Below are 18,292 nucleotides of genomic sequence, written 5' to 3'. Positions count from 1 at the left end.
TCTTCGCGGGCAAGCCCGCTCCTGCAGCGAAGGCCGCGCCTCGGTCCTGAACCTTAGAAACAGGTTTCCATGGTCTCGATGACGTTCAGTTGCTCATCGACCAGACACCCGACACGCCACTTGTCGAACGTCAGGCACGGGTGCGATGTGCCGAACGAAATGATGTCGCCCACCCGCAGATCAACCCCTGGCGCCACGGTCATGAACGCATGCTGGTCCATCACCGCGGTCACCTTGCACGCACTCACATCATCGCCTTTGGCCGGCACCACGCCGGCCTTGTACCGCAACAACGGCACCGGCAAGCCGGCGTCGTAGGCCACGTCGCGCTTGCCCAGGGCTATCACCGCAAACCCCGGCTCCGGCAACGACTGCACGTGCGCCCACACTTCCAGCGCCGGACGCAGGCCTTCGTGCAGATCGCTGCGACGGTCGAGCACGCAGCACTGCGCTTCCTTGTAGATGCCATGGTCGTGAGCCACGTAACTGCCGGGACGCAGCACGCTGAGGAAACGTCCACCGGCGTTCTGCGCTTCGAAGGATTCGGCAATCAGGTCATACCAGGCCGAGCCCGACGCGGTGATGATCGGCTTGGCAATGGCGAAGGCGCCGCTGTCCTGCAACTGCACCGCCAGGCGCACCAGTGACGCGGCGAAATCGCGGATACCGGTCACGGCGTGATCACCATGGATCACGCCCTCGTAGCCTTCGATCCCGGTCAGAGCCAGGGCCGGTTGCGCGGCGATGGCCTTGGCCAAATCGAGCACTTGCTGCTCGCTACGGCAACCGCAACGCCCGCCAACTACGCCGTACTCGATCATCACGTTCAGGCGCACGCCACGGGAGGTGAAATAGGCGCCGAGGTCGGCGACGTTGTCCGGATGATCGACCATGCAATAGAAATCGAACGTCGGGTCGGCCAGCAGGTCGGCGATCAGCGCCATGTTCGGCGTGCCGACCAACTGGTTGGCCATCAGCACACGACGCACGCCATGGGCGTAGGCGGCACGGGTTTGCGTCGCGCTGGCCAGGGTGATGCCCCAGGCACCGGCGTCCAGTTGGCGACGGAACAGCGCCGGGGTCATGCTGGTTTTGCCGTGGGGCGCCAGTTCCGCGCCGCTGTTGCTGACGAAGTCCTGCATCCAGCGAATGTTGTGTTCCAGCGCCTCGCGGTGCAGTACCAGCGCGGGCAGGCTGACGTCACGCACCAGGCTGGCACCGATCGGGGCAGCGCCTTTGTCCACGTTGGCAGTATGGGGGGAAGAAGGCATGGTCGAACTCCTCGTTCACGCGGCCGCAGGCAGCCGCTGTTATTCGTTGATGCGACGGGCCAGGCTGTTGGCGCTGTCGATCAGCACCCGGCGGTAGTCATTGTAGTTTTTCTTGGCATCGGCTCGTGGAGCGACAATGCACAGGGTCGCGATGGCCACGCCGCCAGGGTCTTTGACGGGTGCGGCGAAGCAATGGGTAAAGGTGTCGGCGACGCTATCGAAAGAAAAAAATCCATCGATCCCGGCCTGACGGATTTCCTTGAGAAACTGTTCCAGCGGCAAGCGTTCGCCGTCGGGCAGGATGAAGTCGTCGTGGTCGATCAGGTCGACGATTGCCTGGTCGCTCAGGTGCGCCAGCAACAGCCGCCCGGAGGCGGTCCAGGGGATGGGCGCGTTTTCGCCAATGTCCGAGGAAATGCGGAAATGCCGTTCCCCCTCCTTCATCAACGCAACGGTGTATTTGCGCCCGTTGAGCAGACACATCTGCGCCGTTTCATGGGTCTGGCTGACGATTTCCTGCAAGGCGTGATCGGCTTCACGGGTCAGGTCGAAATGGCGCAAGTGGGCCTGGCCGAGAAAGTACAACTGACGACCGAGGTAGACATGACCGTCCTTGCCCACCGGCTCCAGGATCCGCCGCTCCAGCAGCGAAGCCACCAGTTCGTAGACCGTGGATTTTGGGCTGCCGATGCCGTTGGCAATGTCGTTCGGGCGCAGGGGCTGGCCGATCTCCTTGAGGAAGTCGAGGATATCGAACGCCCGGTCCAGACCACGTGCCCGACGCTTGATGGTGTCTTCGGTCATTTCAGTGGTTCCCATTCAAAGTCGCCGGGAGTTTAACCAGAGTGCTGCGTTGACCGTTAGGCCGCCATCGCGAGCAGGCTCGCTCCTACAGGGAACGCATTCCAAATGTAGGAGCGAGCCTGCTCGCGATGCAGTCACCGCGGACTCAAGCCTTTTTCTTGTACGCAATGCAGTCGATCTCGACCTTGCAGTCGACCATCATGTTGGCCTGCACGCAGGCCCGCGCCGGGGCATGTTCCGGTTTGAAGTATTCGGAGAACACCTTGTTGAAACTCGTGAAATCCCGCGGATCCTCCAGCCACACGCCAGCACGCACCACGTCTTCCAGGCCATAACCGGCCTCTTCGAGAATCGCGATCAGGTTTTTCATCGTCTGGTGGGTCTGTTCGACAATGCCGCCAGTAATGATCTCGCCGTCCAGCGCCGGCACCTGCCCGGAAACGTGCAGCCAGCCATCGGCTTCAACGGCACGGGCGAATGGGCGAGGCTGACCGCCAGCGGCGGTGCTTCCGGTGCCGTAACGAGTAATGCTCATGGGCGTTTCTCCTGCTTTGAAAATGACGTTAAAAGCGAGTGCTTTTGAGAAATTCCGCCAGTCGTGGCGATTGCGGGCGCTCGAACAGGTCCTTGGGCGGCCCCTGCTCTTCGATACGCCCCTGATTCATGAATACGATCTTGTCTGAAACCTCGAAGGCGAAGCGCATTTCGTGGGTCACCAGCAGCATGGTCATGCCGTCTTCGGCCAGGCCCTTGATCACGCTCAGCACTTCGCCGACCAGTTCCGGGTCCAGGGCCGAGGTCACTTCGTCGAACAGCATCAGGCTCGGGTTCATGGCGATTGCGCGGGCAATCGCCACGCGCTGCTGCTGACCGCCAGACAACTGACCGGGAAAGTGATCGCGACGTTCCAGCAGGCCGACGCGCTCCAGCCATTTCTCGGCCAGGACCACGGCCTCGTCCTTGTGCAGTTTCTTGACTTTGAGCAGACCCAGGGTGACGTTCTGCAATGCAGTCAGGTGCGGAAACAGGTTGAACTGCTGGAACGCCATGCCGGTCATGGCACGATGACGGGCAATGACTTTTTCCGGGTGGCGAATGCGTTTGCCGTTGACCTCGTCATAACCGATGGATTCGCCGTCGAGCAGGATCTGCCCGCCCTGGAACTCTTCGAGCATGTTCACGCAGCGCAGCAGCGTGGTCTTGCCCGAGCCGCTGGAACCGATCAACGTCACCACATTGCCGCGCTGCATCGTCAGATCGACGCCCTTGAGCACTTCGAGCTGGTCGTAACGCTTGTGCAGGCCGCGAATATCCAGCAGCGGTTGGCCGTTTTGTGCATGGGTTTGAGTCTGAGTCATGGCAAAGCCACCCGCTTTTCAATATGCCGGCCGAGTAACTCGATGCCGTAGTTGATGACGAAGAACAGGAATCCGGCGAACAGGTAAAACTCCAGGGTCATGAAGGTCCGGGCGATGATCTGCTGAGTACTGAGCAGCAACTCGGCGACGCCGATCACCGACAACAGGGTCGAGGCCTTGACGATCTCGGTCGACGAATTGACCCAGGTCGGCAGAATCTGCCGCAGCGCCTGGGGCAACAACACGTAACCGAGGGCCTGGTAGAACGTCAGGCCGATGGCCTTGCTTGCCTCCATCTGCCCAAGCGGCAGGGCCTGCAAGGCACCGCGCACGATTTCGGCAACATGGGAGCCGCAGAACAGCGTCAGTCCCAGCGCACCGGCCTGGAACGCACCGATCTGCCAGCCCAGCGCCGGCGCCATGTAAAAGCACGCCAGCACCAGCACGAACACGGGCGTGCCGCGAATCACATCGACATAAAAACGAAACGGTGCGCGCATCCAGAATTTACCGTAGGTCAGCACCAGCCCGGCGACGACGCCAACCAGCGTGCCGAGCAAAATCGCCAGCACCGACACCTGGACGCTGGTCAGAAAGCCTTGCCACAGCACTTCCCGCGCCACCCACAACTCATGCAACCAACTGGGGGATTCGTACATGGGGCCTCCTATCGGCGAATCGCCAGACGCTGTTCGAGGTAACGCAGCATCATGGCAATCAGGTAACAGGCCGCCACATAAAGCGCCGTGGTCACCAGCCAGGTTTCAATCACCCGGTAGCTTTCGACATTGATCTTGCGCGCGTAATAGGTCAGCTCCGGTACGGCAATCGCCGCCGCCAGCGAGGTGTCCTTGAACAGCGAAATGAAGTTGTTCGACAGGGCCGGCAACACATTGCGCAGCATCACCGGCACGGTGACGTAGGCCTTGACCTGCCACTCGCCCAGGCCAATGGCCAGCCCAGCTTCGCGCAGGCCCTTGGGAATGCTCAGCAAACCGCCGCGGAACACTTCGGTCAGGTAGGCCCCGGCGTACAGCGACAGGGTGATGATGAACGAGGGAATCTTGTCCAGGCGTATCCCCAGGCTCGGCAACGCAAAGTAGATCAACAGAATCAACACCAGGATCGGCGTGTTACGAATCACCGTGACATACACCGACGCCAGCACCCGCAATGCGCGATGCCTGGACAGCAAGGCAAACGCCATCATCAGGCCGATCACGCAGCCGATGGCGATCGACACCAGCGCCAGTTCAAGGCCCATACCGAGCCCCGCCAGCAAGGTGTCGAAATCGCGCCACACGGCGGCAAAGTTCAACTGATAGTTCATGGTCAGCAGTACCTTGAGCGGGGCGCATTGGCGCGCCCCACTCTCACGGGATCATTTGAATTCGACGGGGAAGCCAATCGCCGGCGTTGGCAGATCCACACCGAACCACTGTTTGAACGATGCCGCGTAAGTCGGGAACTCAACGCCGGTCATGGCCTCATGCAGGGTGGTGTTGACGAAATTCAGCCAGTCCTGATCGCCGCGCTTGACCGCGCACGCATAAGTCTGCGGGCTCCAGGCATAGGCCGGGCTGCGATAACGGCCGGTGTTCTGCACCATCAGGTATTTCACCGAAGACTGATCGGTGGCCGCCGCGTCGGCGCGGCCGGAGTTCACGGCCTGGTACATCAGGTCCACGCTGTCGTACTGATCGACCTTGGCCTTGGGCAGCGCCTGGTGCACCAGCTCTTCGGCATAGACGTTTTGCAGCACCGCCACGGTGAGACTGTCACCGGCGGCCTTCATGTCATCGATTTCCTTGTACTTGCTGTTCGCCGGCAGCAGCAGGCCGACACCTTCCCGGTAGTACGGCAGGGTGAACGCCACTTGCTGGGCACGGCTAGCGGTCACGGTGATGAACTGGCAGCTCATGTCGACCTTGTCGGTCAGCAGGTTGGGGATACGCGCGTCGGACGACTGCACCACGAACTCGACTTTGCTCGGGTCGTTGAACAACCCCTTGGCCACCATGCGCGCGATATCGATATCAAAGCCTTGCAACTTGCCATCGGCGCCCTGGAAGTGCCACGGCGCGTTGGTGCTGCCGGTGCCTACAATCAGTTTGCCGCGGGCCAGGACGCTGTCGAGCTTGCTGTCTGCCGCTTGAGCGATACCCACGACAGAGGCCGAAGCCGCGAACAGAAAAACACACGCTTTAAATAAGGAAGGTCGGCGATGCATGGCAAGCACTCCAAGGCTAGTTTATTCCGCTATACCGGAATACGGTGTGTAACAACGGAATAGACAGCAGAAAGTGTGCCATAAGATATGGGCGGAATCCTGGGGGAATTGAAAAGTGTTTTGAATCAGATGGATGCGTCAGGGGAGGAAAAACCGTTACCAAACGCACGGGCAGGCAGACGCTACCGTTGGCTACAGGAAGCGGGTATCCGGTTCACAACCGGGCGCACATGAACCCATTCGAAGCAAGACCTTCGAGTCAGGGCCATTCATTGGACACCTCCCCATCCGACTGCATTATTCTATGCCCAAGAAATTACCGGTTTTAGCAGCCGCGACGTATCCGGCGTGTGCGGTCCCAGGAGAGTTAATGACATTTAAAGTCATGATGGTTTTCGGTACGCGTCCGGAGGCCATCAAGATGGCCCCCCTGGCGCGGGTCCTGCGTAATTGGCCTGGTATCACGCTGAACATCTGCTCCACCGGCCAGCATCGGGAAATGCTCAAGCAGGTCCTCGACTCGTTCGAACTGACAGTCGATGAAGACTTGCAGGTGATGACCCTGGGCCAGACCCTCAACGGTCTCTCCGAACAATTGCTGGGGCATCTCGACAAAGCCTACGAGCGAGTGCAACCAGATATCGTGCTGGTGCACGGCGATACCACCACCAGCTTCATGGCCGCTCTCGCCGCCTTCAATCGCCAGTTGCCGATTGGCCACGTCGAGGCGGGGTTGCGTACCGGTAACTTGCGCGCCCCCTGGCCGGAGGAAGCCAACCGGCAACTGACCGGGGTCATTGCCGACCTGCATTTTGCGCCGACCATCAATGACGCAGGCAACCTGCTGCGCGAAGGTGTGTCCAAGACCAACATTGAGGTCACCGGTAATACAGTGATTGATGCGCTGGTATGGATGCGCAATCACCAGCGGGAAATCCACTGGCAACCGGCCGCCGACTCGCCGCTGGCCGTGCTCGACGACAACAGGCGCATGGTGCTGATCACCGGGCATCGCCGGGAGAACTTCGGCAGCGGCTTTCGCAACATCTGCCTGGCCCTGGCCACCCTCGCCGAACGTTATCCCGATGTGCAATTCGTCTACCCGGTGCACCTCAATCCGCAGGTGCAAAAGGCGGTCTACGGCGTTCTCGCGGACAAACCCAATATCTATCTGGTGGCACCGCAGGATTACCGGCATTTCGTCTGGCTGATGGGCCGCGCGTATTTCATTCTCACCGATTCCGGTGGCATCCAGGAGGAAGCCCCGGCCATTGGCAAACCGCTGTTGGTGTTGCGTGATGTCACGGAGCGGCCATTGGCGCTCGAAGGCGGAACGGTGGTGCTGGTGGGTACCGACACCGACCGTATCGTCAAGGAGTCGAGCCTGTTGTTCGATGATGACGCCACCTTCCAGCGCATGAGCCGGGTCCATAGTCCTTATGGCGACGGACACGCCAGCGAGCGCATCGCCAATCGCCTCGTCATCTGGCTCAAACACCGTACGGCTGGAAAAGCCGTATGAGCCTGGTGTTTGTCGACCTCTTTGCCTATGCGTTGTTCGGACTCAAATACCTCGCGATTACACTGGCCCTGCTGATGTTCATACTCGGGCTCGATGACCTGTTCATCGACCTGGTGTACTGGACCCGCAAATTGATCCGGCGCTGGCGGATCTATGAAAAATTCGAGCGCGCCGATGAGCAACGGCTGTACACCATCAGCGAAAAACCCCTGGCGATCATGGTGCCTGCGTGGAACGAAGTCGGCGTGGTCGGCGAGATGGCGCGCCTGGCCGCCTCGACCATCGACTACGAGAACTATCAGATTTTCGTCGGCACCTACCCCAACGACGCCGAGACCCAGGCCGACGTCGATGCGGTGTGCCTGCATTATCCCAACGTGCACAAAGTGGTGTGTGCACGCCCCGGCCCAACCAGCAAGGCCGACTGCCTGAACAACGTGATCGACGCCATCCTGCGTTTTGAAAACGATGCAAAGATCCAGTTCGCCGGCTTCATCCTGCACGATGCCGAGGACGTGATTTCGCCCATGGAGTTGCGCCTGTTCAACTACCTGCTGCCGGCCAAGGACTTGATCCAGATTCCGGTCTACCCCTACGCCCCCGAATGGAATGGCTTTACTGCCGGGCACTACGTCGACGAGTTCGCCGAAAACCATGGCAAGGACGTCATCGTGCGTGAAGCGCTGACCGGGCAAGTGCCCAGCGCCGGGGTCGGCACCTGTTTCAGTCGCAAGGCCATCAGTGCCCTGCTCGAGGACGGTGACGGTATCGCCTTCGACGTGCAGAGCCTCACCGAAGACTACGACATCGGTTTTCGCCTCAAGCAAAAAGGCATGAAGTGCATCTTTGCCCGGTATTCGGTGACCGACCCGAAACTGGCACTGGAGCAGCCATGGGTGTTGGGCATGGACCGCGCCTTCTCCCAGGTGATCTGCGTGCGCGAACACTTTCCCCGGGACTTGCAGCACGCGATCCGGCAGAAGTCGCGCTGGATCGTCGGCATTGTGTTCCAGGGCACCAAGAATCTGGGCTGGAGCCCCAAGGGCCTGCTCAATTATTTTCTGTGGCGCGACCGCCGTGGCCTGATTGCGTACCTGTTGAGCTTCCTGGTGAACATTCTGCTTCTGCTGTTGCTGACGATGTGGCTGGTCACAGTAATCGCGCCGAATGCCTGGCGGTTTCCATCGATCCTAGAAGACAGCGCATTGTTGGTGACCCTGCTGTGGCTCAACGGTTTCATGCTGCTCAATCGCCTGTTTCAGCGCGCTTGGTTTGTCACCCGTTATTACGGTCTGGGCGAAGGGCTGCTATCAGCCCCCCGGATGATGTGGAGCAATTTCGTCAATTTCTTCGCCAACCTTCGGGCGCTACGCCAGGTGATGGAAATGGGCGATTCACGTCGCGTCGCCTGGGACAAGACCACTCATGAGTTTCCGGCCCTGGCCCTGGCCCAGCGCACCCCGCTGGGCCATCGGCTGGTGGAAAAAGGCTTGCTCACTGAGGATCAACTCGAAGCCGCGATCACCAACCCGGTACGCCGGCGCCTGGGTCACGAACTGCTGCTGCGCGGACACATCGACACCACTCAACTGGTGCAGACCCTGGCCGAACAGCTGCACCTGGAATGGGCGCCACTCAATCCGTTCAAACTCGACAAACGCCTGATCGACGCCGTGCCACGCAAAATCGCCACACACTACGGCGTGCTGCCGGTCGCCGAGGAAAACGAAACCCTGGTGCTGGCCTCCGAGGGTCCAGTGAGCCAGGTGTCTCTGGGGGCCATCAGCCGTCAACTGAAACGCCCGGTGCATTGCCGCCTCGCACCACAGGGCCGGGTTACCCTGGGGATCCGCTACTGGTACGCCAGCCCTCGTCAAAACGAGGAAGTACATCAGATGCTTGGCGTGCTTGAGCAACATCAGGACGACGAAGACTTGATTGAGCGCGTCAGCCATCACCAAGTACTGCTGGGCAATCTGCTGCAAGTGCGCGGCATGGTACCGCCAACCCTGTTCAATCAGGCGCTGATCGATTTCGATGCGGAAAAAATGTCTCTGGGTGAACACTTGATAGACCGCGGCATGATCACCCAGGAAATCCTCGAACAGGCCCTGGCCGATCAGGCGAGCGAGCAGCACGCTGCCTACCGCATTGCCAGGGAGGTCGCATGAAGCCTGTCCATCGTCAAACCTTGATGGCCGGCAGCCTGTTGCTCTGTCTGAACACGACGGCGTGGGTGCAGGCCGAACCATTGACCGATTTCGATCAGTTCCGCAGTTATCCCTATATGGACCGCAGTTACCGCGAAGCGAAAAACGGCAACTGGAAAGAAGTCGAACGGCTGATGCGCCACCTGCTGAGTAAGGTGCCAGAAAACGACGAAGCGCGGGCGTTACTGGTGCAATCGCTGGTCAAGCAGCATCGCTACGAAGACGCCGTGCAAGCGCTACCGGATACCCCGGCCAACAGCGACACCCTGCTCAACCTGCGCCTGGCCTGGATCGAACAGGATCCGCCGGAAAGTGAAAAGGTGGAGCAGTGGATAGCCACCAGCAATCTGGACCAGCGCGTGCGCCTATGGCAGGCCTACAGCGCCAGCCTGGCCAAGCGCGGCGGCGCATCCGCGGCCCATGACTGGCTGGCGCAACTGCCACCCAAAGGTGATGAGCGAGTTCTGCAACTGGCCCGGGCCAATTGGTCCGAGCAGTTGCGCGATTGGGATGGCACCATCAAAGAACTGGCCCCCCTGGCCGCGAACCAACAACTCGATGCCCAAAGCTGGCAACGCCTGGCCAACGCCTACGTGCAACGCCTCGACGAGCAACCTTTGCAGCAATTGCTGCAAACAGCACCAAGCCCGGAAGCCGCGCGCAAGACTCGACAGGCCATGGTCGATCGGACGATTGCCATGGGCCACATTCAGCAGGCGCAACGCTGGATGCAATCGCTGCCGCCCGCCGATCTGGCCGATCCGACCCAGCGTCAGCGCCTGTGGGAACTGGCGCGGCAAACCGGCGACAGCGCAACGGTGCAACGCTTGAGTGGCGAGTTGCAGCGTCCCTGCCTTGAGACGGCCGAGTGGCTGTCCCGCCACGCACCGCAAGCCGCACTCAGTCAGTTGCAAAGTTGCCCGCCCGACGCAGATCCGCAGACCTGGCTGATACTCGCCCAGCGCCTGCAAGCCACCGAACTGCTGCAAAACACTCGTTTGCCGGAACCGTGGGACACGCAACGCCGTGAACGTCTACTGGACGCCTGGCAGGATGAGGGCCGCAGCGACAAAATCATGGCCTATCTCGCCAGCCAGCAGCAAACCGCCGACGTGGTCAAACGCCGCGCTGAACTGCTCCAGGCATCGGATCACGATACCCAGGCGGCGGCATTCTGGGAGCGGCATTACCAGCAGACCGGCAACCTGAACTCACTCAACCAGGCTACCTACCTGGCGCTGAAAGCCGGCCAGCGGGAACATGCGCAGCAATTGCTCGAGAGCGCCTTCGACCGCCACGGCGGCGAGCTGCCGACACCCCTGCTGCAACGATTGGCGGGGTTGTATGCCGCGTCGACACCGACCCCAACACAACAGCAACGTATCGTTTCGTTGCTCAACCGCGTCGACCCCGCCACTCGCGGGCAACTGCTGGCACAACTGGCGGAAAACAGCCAGTGCCGCGCGGTTCAACAGGCGATTGGCGATCACCCGCAAGCCGGGGGCGACTACCGCGCCCTCGGCCGTTGTGCAATGCCCGAGCGTCCCGGTGAAGCAGTGGTGTATTACCAGACCGCCGAAAAAATGGGTGACCAGAACACTCGCCTGCCACTCGCCTACGCCCTGGAGGCTGCCGGAGACTCGGCCGGTGCCCTGGCCATCTGGCGCAGCATTGCGGATGCCGAACTCAGCGACAATGCCCGCCTCACCGCCAGCCGCGGCGCCCTGAATATCGGCGCCACGCAAACAGCTGAACGCTACTGGCAACTAAGCCGCACCCGTGGTGCCAATGAGTGGACATTGGGCGCGGCGATTGCCGATGCCCAGGGCGATCACACCCTCGCGCTGCAACGCCAGCGTTCCGCCCTGCAGCTGGTACCGGATGCCGAGCATTACTATGCGGCTTCGGTCACTGCGCAAAAGGCCGGCGACCTGCAACAAAGTACCGAATGGCTGGCCGAAGCGGCGCGGCGCGAACCGGACAATCCCCGTTATCGTGCCGATTACGGCGTGCGCCTGGCCGGTGCCGAGACCAAGGCGGAACGCGCCCGCTCCATCCCGTATCTGCAACGCGCCACCCAGGATTTCCCGGAAGACTATCGCCTCGGCGAAACTCTGGCCTGGCGTTACGACGAGGTCGAGGACAGCGCCTCGGCACGCAAGGAACTGGAGCGCGTGATCGACCTGGAGCAGAGCCCGGTGGCCGCCGATGACGAGGATGGCAGCATGGAAGCGCGGCGCTATCGCCAGCGTCGCGCTCACGAAAGCCTTTCTCGTCGCGACTCAGTCACCATCGCAAGTACCTGGTCGCCGGCCGGGATATCGACCAACGACATCCTGCGTCCCGACGACAGCATCGGCACACAGCGACGCTCCAGTTCACAGAACGTGCAACTGGCCATGTGGGACCACGCACTGGGCGATGAACCCAGCCGCGCCGGCAGCACGCTGTCGGTCTATGGCCGGGTGTTGCTTGGCAGCGTGGGCCGGTCGAGCTACGCCGAATCCCTCGGCACCGGCGTCGGCCTGCGCTACAAGCCCTGGGGCACTGCCAACATCAACTTCTACGGTGAGATCTACAAGCAAAGCCAGTTCGATGATCAGGACAACCACGGCCTGAGCCTCGGCCAGATGCTGGCCCCGGAAAAGGTGTCCGATCAGGCGGACGATCATCGTGACGATGGGCACACCACCACCGACTATCTCCTGCGCGCTACCGCGTCGTTCCTCGATCAGGGGCGATATCGCAATGACTGGCGCGTCGACGAAAGTGATTGGGAGGAACGTTTCCTCTATCTCGACGCAGCGTGGTGGACCAAGGCCGGTGACCATCAATGGTTATCGCGCTTCCAGCAAGGGCACACCTGGAAGCTGCCGTTCAACAGCGCGCAAACTCTTATGCCGTATGGTTTTCTCGAATTCGCCAGTCAGGATCCGAGCAACGACTGGCGCCAGGACCTGCGCACCGGTCTCGGCCTGCGTTGGCAATGGTGGTTCAACGACAATATCTACAACGCCTATCGCGCGCACCTGACGGTCCGCACCGAGTATCAACAATCGCTGGGCGGCAATCTGTATGAAGGCGGCAACGGCGTGCTGCTGGGCGTGGAGTTGAATTTCTGATGAGGCGACTTCTTTTGGCGTTGTACCTGTTGCTGGGCGGCGTGGCGACCCATGCTGACGAGCGGATTTTCTATCAGCCACTCAATGCCGATGCCAGTCTGAGCCAGGCGCAATGGCAGCGAATCTGGCAGGAAACTGCCCGCCAAGGCACGCACACGGTGATCGTGCAGTGGACGGCCTACGGTGACTCGGACTTCGGCGGCGCCAACGGCTGGCTCGCGACCAGCCTGAAACTGGCCCAGGCCCAAGGCCTGAAACTGGTGCTGGGCCTGCGCATGGACCCGGCCTATTACCAGCGCATCGATGAGCTGGACAGTGCCGGGCTGGCGACCTACTGGCAGGCGCAACTGGGGCTGTCGCTGGCCCGGCAGCAGACGTTGCGCAAGGACTGGAAACTCCCGGTCAGCGGCTGGTATTTACCCATGGAACTGGATGACTCGCACTTTCTACCGCTCGATCGTCGGCAAACCCTGCAACGCCAACTCAAGGATTTCGCTGGCAAGCTCGACGCGCCGCTGCACATCAGCGTGTTCAGCGTCGGCAAACTTGCGCCACAGGTGAATGGCCAGTGGCTGGGCGAAGTGGCCAACGCCGCAATCCAGGTGTGGTGGCAGGACGGAGCCGGCACTGGACGCTTGCCACCCGTGGTTCGCAACGGCTACGCCAATGCACTGCCCTGCTCCATCGGTATCGTCAGGGAAGCCTTCCGGCAAGTCAGTGCTGCCGGACAACCTTTCCGCGCTGAACCGATGGCCCCGCAATCAACAACGCCGGGCTGCCACCCGACGTCGGTTTTCTCCTTGCGCTACCGACCCTGGGGTAAGGTGATTCTCGACAACCAGTACAACAGCAAGGTCGGCGATGTACAAAACCATTGAAGACGACGTGTTGAAAAAATCGGCGCCGGCTGAGCTTATGAACCGATCCATCCAATCCGCGAGCAGGCCTGCTTCCATGTCCAAGGCTGATCTAGTGCTTGAATGACGTCATCACCCGTTCGGCATTTTCATCGCAGCTCATGCCTTCGGGTCGGGCCTGAATAGTGTCGATCCACCCCAGCAACTGCGCCTTGCTATGGGCCAGGTGCCGTTGCATCTCTTCGATCTGCTCGATCTTGCGATGCAGGCCGGCCATCAACTCACTGTGCTTGAACGCGCCCGTCACAGTATCCGGCAGCAATTGCTTGAGCTCTTCCAGGCTGAAACCGGCCTGTTGTGCGCACTGGATGAGTTGCAGGGTCTGCAGCGCCTGTTGCGAATAACGCCGATAACCATTGGCAGAGCGCTCGACCTGGCGGATCAAGCCCTGAGATTCGTAAAAGCGGATGCGCGATGCAGTCAACCCGCTCAACTGTGCCAGTTCACCAATTTTCATCAGGGCCTCATTTATTCGCTTGGCATTAAAGTTAACTTTAAGCTTGGCCACTGCTCATCACTACGAGGAGTCAAGCATGTCGCCCTTCCGAACGTTGAAATTGCCCAACGGCCAGACCATCGGCAATCGCATTGCCAAAGCCCCTATGGAAGAGAACCTCGCCATGACCGGCCCCGGCGGAATCGCGCGGGAAGACGAGCGCCACCTGGAACGCTTCCGCCAGTGGGCAAGTGTCGGCCGGGCCGGCGGTGCGCATTTCTGAGTGCAGCTCAACCTTCCTGGCTGCCAGACCATGGCCAACCTCGGCCAGCAAGCCTTGGCGCCATCGGCGGTTGCGCTGGATCTCGGCCAGTTTTCGAAGATATTCGCCGAACCCAAACCCATGAACGAGGACGATATCCAGGAGGTGATCCGACGCTTCGCCACCAGCGCCGCACTGGCGGAGAAAGCCGGCTTTACCGGTGTGCAGATCCACGCCGCTCACGGGTACCTGATCAGCCAATTCCTTTCGCCGCTCACCAATCGGCGCACCGATCAATGGGGCGATTCGCTGGAAAATCGTGCGCGCCTGCTGTTGTCCGTCGTCGCGGCGGTTCGCCACGCGGTGTCGCCGCAATTTTGTGTGTCGGTAAAGCTCAACTCAGCGGACTTCCAGCGCGGTAGTTTCAATGCCGATGATGCACGGCAGGTGATCCCGTGGCTCAACGAACAACCGATCGACCTGCTGGAACTCTCCGGCGGTAGTTAGGAAGCACCGGCCATGCAAGGCGAAGCGCGTGACGGCCGGACCCTGGCGCGGGAGGCGTACTTTCTGGAAATGCATGGCGGTGGTCAAATTCCAGCTGCATCACTTGAGCCGTGGACGCAAAACCCGACCCAAGGTTTCGGCGTTGTTGGCGTTGATTATTGATCAGTTATACATCGCCAAACGCACGCGTCAGTATCGCCGGGCCATGAGCGCGGACTGATGGATCGCTATTGGCCGGTAAACCGCAGTCGCGACAACATCCGTAGATCCCCCGCGCGGTAATAGTGATCAGTCCAGCTGTTATCCGTCGCCAACGGCTGGACCTGCTTGAGCGCAAGTTTTTTCGCGAAATAACGAAAGCGGTAATGCTCGTAGAACCGCAGCAACTCCAGGCCATAACGGTCTGCCAGATCGGTATCGCCGCGAATGATCAGATAGTTTTCGTCATTGCCGTTGCTGGCTGCGTCGCTGAGGTTGTGGCTACCGCTTATGATCGTCGGCGCATCACTGGTGAAGTCAGTGACGATGGCTTTGGTGTGCACCAGGATATTGCCCTTCTGACCCTCCCTGCTTTCCTGGAGCCAGCCTTCCAGCCCTTTGTCGAGCAGGGCAACGGTGGTGAATTCAGCGGTGCGGTCGGCGTGAAACCCGGTGATTTCGCTGGCGGTGTTTTGCAGGCCATAGCGCAGGATGTCGTCATGGGGCAAGCCGAGCAAGGCGTTGAGGATGGCGTCGGGTAAGGCGAACGCAGTGACGAACAGCACGTCCTTTTTCGCGGCATCGATGATCGAGACGAACTCATCCAGGTCACCCCCGCCCGAGCGCGGCGAGAACCCGGCGAAAAGTGCCTGCGTCGGATCCATCGGGTTGTGCTGCGTGATCCATTGCCGCGTGGCGCCGACATCCGCCGGCGTGCTCCAGACCTGCTCGAAGGTTTGCAGATAACGGGTACTGAGCCGCGTATCGTCCAGCACATGCACCACGTTGGCCTGACGGTAAACGCCGTTGGGGGTGAAGTTGGTACTGCCGCAGAGTACCGCTTCAGGCTGATGCTGCCCCGCTGCGTCTAGCCGACTCAAGACCATGAACTTGTTGTGAAAGATATTGTGGGTGACCCGCCCGCGTTTGTTCGCCTGGGGGATATTTTTCAGGCTGACCTCGTTCAAGGCGGTAGTGTCTTCGCCCGGCTGCGCGTGATAAAGGACGCGAACTTTCACGCCGCGTTCCAGCGCAGCCTCCACTGCGTCGACTATCACCTGTAACTGGTACTCATAGATGGCGATATCCAGCGCCCACTGGCCATCGACAGCACGCGCGATAAACCCCAACAAGCGCCCGAGCAAACCGTTCTCCAACCATCTACGCGGGGCATCGGGCCAGGCTTCGATGGGCAGCTTGTTCTTTTTGCCAATGAGTGCATCGAGATCGGGAAACTTGCGCTCGAACGCCTGACTGGCGGCTACTGCGCGGTTGAAGTTGACGCTTTGGTTGCCGGGATGGCCATCGTCGGAGGTGACCGTTACCTCCAGGCACTCACCCAGTTGTGGCGCATTGTGGCTGCCGTAGACCGGGTAGACCCGATAATGGATCGTCATCCCCGGATTGACCGCGTAATCGGCCCAGCGGAATTTCTGTAACGGTGCGATATCGCTGGGCGTGGCGTGAAACCGGGGGAAGGTATGGTCCTTGTCCGGGAACGTCAGGCTATTGAACAGAAACATCCAGGGTTTGCTGCCCTGCTGTTTTTCAATGGCAAAACCCAACAGGCCAATGCGACGGGATTCGGCCAGGTCGATGGCCAGCAGCACACCGTTGGTGCCAGCGTAGGCTTTGACGCGAAAATCGTCCTGATCATTGCGGGCTAGAACGCGCATGGGTCACTCCTGTGACGATCTTTTCGGCTACAAATCATCGATATGCTGATAATGCGTTTGCAATTGATCCGCCAACACTTTAGCCCGTCCGAGGCGAATCGGCCCGCGCTCGATGTCGATCAGCAGCCCCGGACAATCCAGCGCCGGCAACGTTGACCATTCCTTCATCCGTCCATCGGTCACCAACAATAGCCGTTGCTGTTCTGCCGGAAAGCGCTTTTGCCGTACCGCCAGCCAACGCCCCGCCTCACCCACCGCCGCCAACATCGGCGTACCGCCGCCGGCACCGAGCCCTTCGAGCCAGTCGCGCAAACCCGCAGAGGCTTTCAACCCTTGCACCTGCCACTTCGGCACATGACCGTTGGCCGTCAGCAAAGCCAAGCGCGCACGCTGTCGATAGGCATCGTCGAACAGTTGCGCCAGCAGGCCCTTGGCATCGCTCAATGCCTGATGACGCCGGGTCGAAGCCGAGGCGTCGACGATCACCAGCCATAATTCATGAGGGCTGCGGGTGCGCAGATGAAACCGCACATCGTCGCGCTGACGAGGTCGGCCATTGAGCAAGGTGCCGGGCCAATCGATCGATCCGCTCAGGGCTGCGTGACGCTTGCCCTGTTTACCGCTATCCAGCCGTCCTGCACGGGGTCTGGCATTCGCCCCCGCGTCTGATCGAGGGCGAATGCCTAGGGCTTTTTTGGCCAGCTCGGCACTTCACGTCGAGCGCCGACCGGCAGCGCTTGAGCGGGCATTTCGCCCCACTGGCCCTGACCTTCGCTCGGGTTGGGGTTCTGACTGCAAGGCGGCTGTGCTGCGGGTGATTGGTGCGGCATCGGTGGCGAATGTTCGCGACGACGATGGCGCAAGGCAAACTCGGCGACTGCGTCGATATCTTTTTCGCCAATGGCATTCGCTCCGCGCCAGGCCGCATGAGCCCGAGCTGCGCGTAGCCAGACCAGATCGGCCCGCAGACCATCGACGCCGGCAGCAAAGCAACGCTCGGTGATCTGCGCCAGCGCGGCATCGTCGAGGGGGATGCTCGCCAGTGCATTGCGAGCGTTCTGGCAACGTTCGCGCAGAGACGCCTGCGCCGTCTCCCATTCGGCGCAGAAACCTTGCGGATCGCTGTCGAAATCCAGGCGACGACGGATGATCTGACCGCGCTCGACGGGAGCTGTGTGGCCTGCGAGAGCGACATTCAAGCCGAAACGGTCCAGCAGTTGTGGACGCAGCTCACCCTCTTCCGGGTTCATGGTGCCAATCAGCACGAATTTCGCCGAGTGCCGATGGGAAATGCCATCACGCTCGACCAGATTGGTGCCGCTGGCAGCCACATCGAGCAGCAGGTCAACGAGGTGATCGGGCAACAGATTGACTTCATCGACATACAACACGCCGCCATCGGCTTTTGCCAGCACGCCGGGAGAAAATTGCGCGCGACCTTCGCTCAGGGCCGCATCGAGGTCGAGGGTGCCCACCAATCGTTCCTCGGTGGCACCCAATGGCAATGTGACGAACTGACCGCTGGCCAGCAGGTCCGCCAGACCACGGGCCAGGGTCGACTTGGCCATGCCCCGCGGGCCTTCGATCAGCACGCCGCCGATTTTCGGGTCGATGGCGGTCAGGCACAGGGCCAGCTTCAAATCGTCGGCGCCGACCACGGCGGAGAGCGGGAAATGCGGAGTGTCGGTCATTGTTCTATCTCGGTCATGGTCGGTGATCTCACAGGCGCCCCAATCCCTGTAGGAGCGAGCTTGCTCGCGAAGTGGCAATTACATTCAA

At 60.8% G+C, this 18,292-nt stretch carries 15 protein-coding genes and 1 pseudogene; 5 read left to right on the top strand and 11 right to left on the bottom strand.

Annotated features, from left to right (window positions below; translation table 11 throughout):
- Positions 1-53: 53 nt before the first annotated feature.
- From KGA83_RS08225 to KGA83_RS08195, 7 genes are all read right to left on the bottom strand, one after another.
- On the bottom strand, positions 54-1,271 hold the full coding sequence (locus KGA83_RS08225; RefSeq protein ID WP_108217297.1) for an amino acid deaminase: 1,218 nt from the start codon (positions 1,269-1,271) through the stop codon (positions 54-56).
- Between the two features lie 39 nt (positions 1,272-1,310).
- On the bottom strand, positions 1,311-2,075 hold the full coding sequence (locus KGA83_RS08220; RefSeq protein ID WP_108217296.1) for an IclR family transcriptional regulator: 765 nt from the start codon (positions 2,073-2,075) through the stop codon (positions 1,311-1,313).
- A gap of 145 nt (positions 2,076-2,220) precedes the next feature.
- The gene (locus tag KGA83_RS08215; protein WP_108217295.1) at positions 2,221-2,610 is read right to left on the bottom strand and encodes a RidA family protein; all 390 of its coding nucleotides are present in this window, start codon (positions 2,608-2,610) and stop codon (positions 2,221-2,223) included.
- 28 nt (positions 2,611-2,638) lie between these two features.
- Positions 2,639-3,433 (bottom strand): amino acid ABC transporter ATP-binding protein, encoded by a 795-nt coding sequence (locus tag KGA83_RS08210; protein WP_108217294.1) that lies wholly within the window; start codon positions 3,431-3,433, stop codon positions 2,639-2,641.
- The gene (locus KGA83_RS08205) at positions 3,430-4,092 is read right to left on the bottom strand and encodes an amino acid ABC transporter permease (protein ID WP_108217293.1); all 663 of its coding nucleotides are present in this window, start codon (positions 4,090-4,092) and stop codon (positions 3,430-3,432) included. Before KGA83_RS08205 ends, KGA83_RS08210 begins: the two co-directional genes overlap by 4 nt.
- Before the next feature lie 8 nt (positions 4,093-4,100).
- Entirely contained in the window at positions 4,101-4,763 is a 663-nt protein-coding gene (locus tag KGA83_RS08200) for an amino acid ABC transporter permease (protein WP_108217292.1), read from the bottom strand.
- Positions 4,764-4,814: 51 nt separating this feature from the next.
- Complete coding sequence (locus KGA83_RS08195) at positions 4,815-5,663, bottom strand: transporter substrate-binding domain-containing protein (protein WP_108217291.1); 849 nt, start codon at positions 5,661-5,663, stop codon at positions 4,815-4,817.
- Between the two features lie 370 nt (positions 5,664-6,033).
- Between KGA83_RS08195 and wecB the strand changes: the two genes are divergently transcribed.
- Genes wecB through KGA83_RS08175 form a run of 4 tightly spaced genes read left to right on the top strand, consistent with a single transcriptional unit; the run spans position 6,034 to position 13,395 of the window.
- Positions 6,034-7,185, top strand: a complete 1,152-nt coding sequence (wecB, locus tag KGA83_RS08190; RefSeq protein WP_108217290.1) for a non-hydrolyzing UDP-N-acetylglucosamine 2-epimerase — start codon at positions 6,034-6,036, stop codon at positions 7,183-7,185.
- Complete coding sequence (gene nrfB / locus KGA83_RS08185; RefSeq protein WP_108217289.1) at positions 7,182-9,356, top strand: cyclic di-3',5'-guanylate-activated glycosyltransferase NrfB; 2,175 nt, start codon at positions 7,182-7,184, stop codon at positions 9,354-9,356. Before wecB ends, nrfB begins: the two co-directional genes overlap by 4 nt.
- Positions 9,353-12,517, top strand: coding sequence for an NfrA family protein (locus tag KGA83_RS08180; RefSeq protein ID WP_108217288.1), 3,165 nt, complete (start codon positions 9,353-9,355; stop codon positions 12,515-12,517). The genes nrfB and KGA83_RS08180 overlap by 4 nt, the downstream gene beginning before the upstream one ends.
- On the top strand, positions 12,517-13,395 hold the full coding sequence (locus KGA83_RS08175; RefSeq protein WP_108217287.1) for a DUF4434 family protein: 879 nt from the start codon (positions 12,517-12,519) through the stop codon (positions 13,393-13,395). Before KGA83_RS08180 ends, KGA83_RS08175 begins: the two co-directional genes overlap by 1 nt.
- A 91-nt stretch (positions 13,396-13,486) precedes the next feature.
- Here the strand turns inward: KGA83_RS08175 and KGA83_RS08170 are convergent, their stop codons facing one another.
- On the bottom strand, positions 13,487-13,891 hold the full coding sequence (locus KGA83_RS08170) for a MerR family transcriptional regulator (protein ID WP_108217286.1): 405 nt from the start codon (positions 13,889-13,891) through the stop codon (positions 13,487-13,489).
- A gap of 76 nt (positions 13,892-13,967) precedes the next feature.
- On the opposite strand from KGA83_RS08170, the pseudogene KGA83_RS08165 reads away from it, so the two are divergent.
- Positions 13,968-14,859: pseudogene (locus KGA83_RS08165) on the top strand (hypothetical protein).
- A 7-nt stretch (positions 14,860-14,866) separates the two neighbouring features.
- Here the strand turns inward: KGA83_RS08165 and KGA83_RS08160 are convergent.
- The 3 genes from KGA83_RS08160 to KGA83_RS08150 form a co-directional block, all read right to left on the bottom strand.
- Complete coding sequence (locus KGA83_RS08160; protein ID WP_108217285.1) at positions 14,867-16,513, bottom strand: phospholipase D-like domain-containing protein; 1,647 nt, start codon at positions 16,511-16,513, stop codon at positions 14,867-14,869.
- A gap of 27 nt (positions 16,514-16,540) precedes the next feature.
- The gene (locus KGA83_RS08155) at positions 16,541-17,077 is read right to left on the bottom strand and encodes a vWA domain-containing protein (protein ID WP_223529425.1); all 537 of its coding nucleotides are present in this window, start codon (positions 17,075-17,077) and stop codon (positions 16,541-16,543) included.
- A gap of 119 nt (positions 17,078-17,196) precedes the next feature.
- A complete protein-coding gene (locus KGA83_RS08150; RefSeq protein WP_223529423.1) occupies positions 17,197-18,204 on the bottom strand; it encodes an ATP-binding protein in 1,008 nt (335 codons plus the stop codon).
- Positions 18,205-18,292: the final 88 nt, after the last annotated feature.

It is taken from the genome of Pseudomonas sp. GL-R-19, from assembly GCF_019956375.1.
In the GTDB taxonomy this organism is placed as follows: Bacteria; Pseudomonadota; Gammaproteobacteria; order Pseudomonadales; family Pseudomonadaceae; genus Aquipseudomonas.
Note: the sequence above shows the minus strand (reverse complement) of the source record. Positions and strands in the feature narration are given on the sequence as shown.

Excerpts from the sequence above, each read along its gene's own strand:
- KGA83_RS08225 (WP_108217297.1), bottom strand. The coding sequence starts at position 1,271 with ATGCCTTCTTCCCCCCATACTGCCAACGTGGACAAAGGCGCTGCCCCG.
- KGA83_RS08220 (WP_108217296.1), bottom strand. The coding sequence starts at position 2,075 with ATGACCGAAGACACCATCAAGCGTCGGGCACGTGGTCTGGACCGGGCG.
- KGA83_RS08215 (WP_108217295.1), bottom strand. The coding sequence starts at position 2,610 with ATGAGCATTACTCGTTACGGCACCGGAAGCACCGCCGCTGGCGGTCAG.
- KGA83_RS08210 (WP_108217294.1), bottom strand. The coding sequence starts at position 3,433 with ATGACTCAGACTCAAACCCATGCACAAAACGGCCAACCGCTGCTGGAT.
- KGA83_RS08205 (WP_108217293.1), bottom strand. The coding sequence starts at position 4,092 with ATGTACGAATCCCCCAGTTGGTTGCATGAGTTGTGGGTGGCGCGGGAA.
- KGA83_RS08200 (WP_108217292.1), bottom strand. The coding sequence starts at position 4,763 with ATGAACTATCAGTTGAACTTTGCCGCCGTGTGGCGCGATTTCGACACC.
- KGA83_RS08195 (WP_108217291.1), bottom strand. The coding sequence starts at position 5,663 with ATGCATCGCCGACCTTCCTTATTTAAAGCGTGTGTTTTTCTGTTCGCG.
- wecB (WP_108217290.1), top strand. The coding sequence starts at position 6,034 with ATGACATTTAAAGTCATGATGGTTTTCGGTACGCGTCCGGAGGCCATC.
- nrfB (WP_108217289.1), top strand. The coding sequence starts at position 7,182 with ATGAGCCTGGTGTTTGTCGACCTCTTTGCCTATGCGTTGTTCGGACTC.
- KGA83_RS08180 (WP_108217288.1), top strand. The coding sequence starts at position 9,353 with ATGAAGCCTGTCCATCGTCAAACCTTGATGGCCGGCAGCCTGTTGCTC.
- KGA83_RS08175 (WP_108217287.1), top strand. The coding sequence starts at position 12,517 with ATGAGGCGACTTCTTTTGGCGTTGTACCTGTTGCTGGGCGGCGTGGCG.
- KGA83_RS08170 (WP_108217286.1), bottom strand. The coding sequence starts at position 13,891 with ATGAAAATTGGTGAACTGGCACAGTTGAGCGGGTTGACTGCATCGCGC.
- KGA83_RS08160 (WP_108217285.1), bottom strand. The coding sequence starts at position 16,513 with ATGCGCGTTCTAGCCCGCAATGATCAGGACGATTTTCGCGTCAAAGCC.
- KGA83_RS08150 (WP_223529423.1), bottom strand. The coding sequence starts at position 18,204 with ATGACCGACACTCCGCATTTCCCGCTCTCCGCCGTGGTCGGCGCCGAC.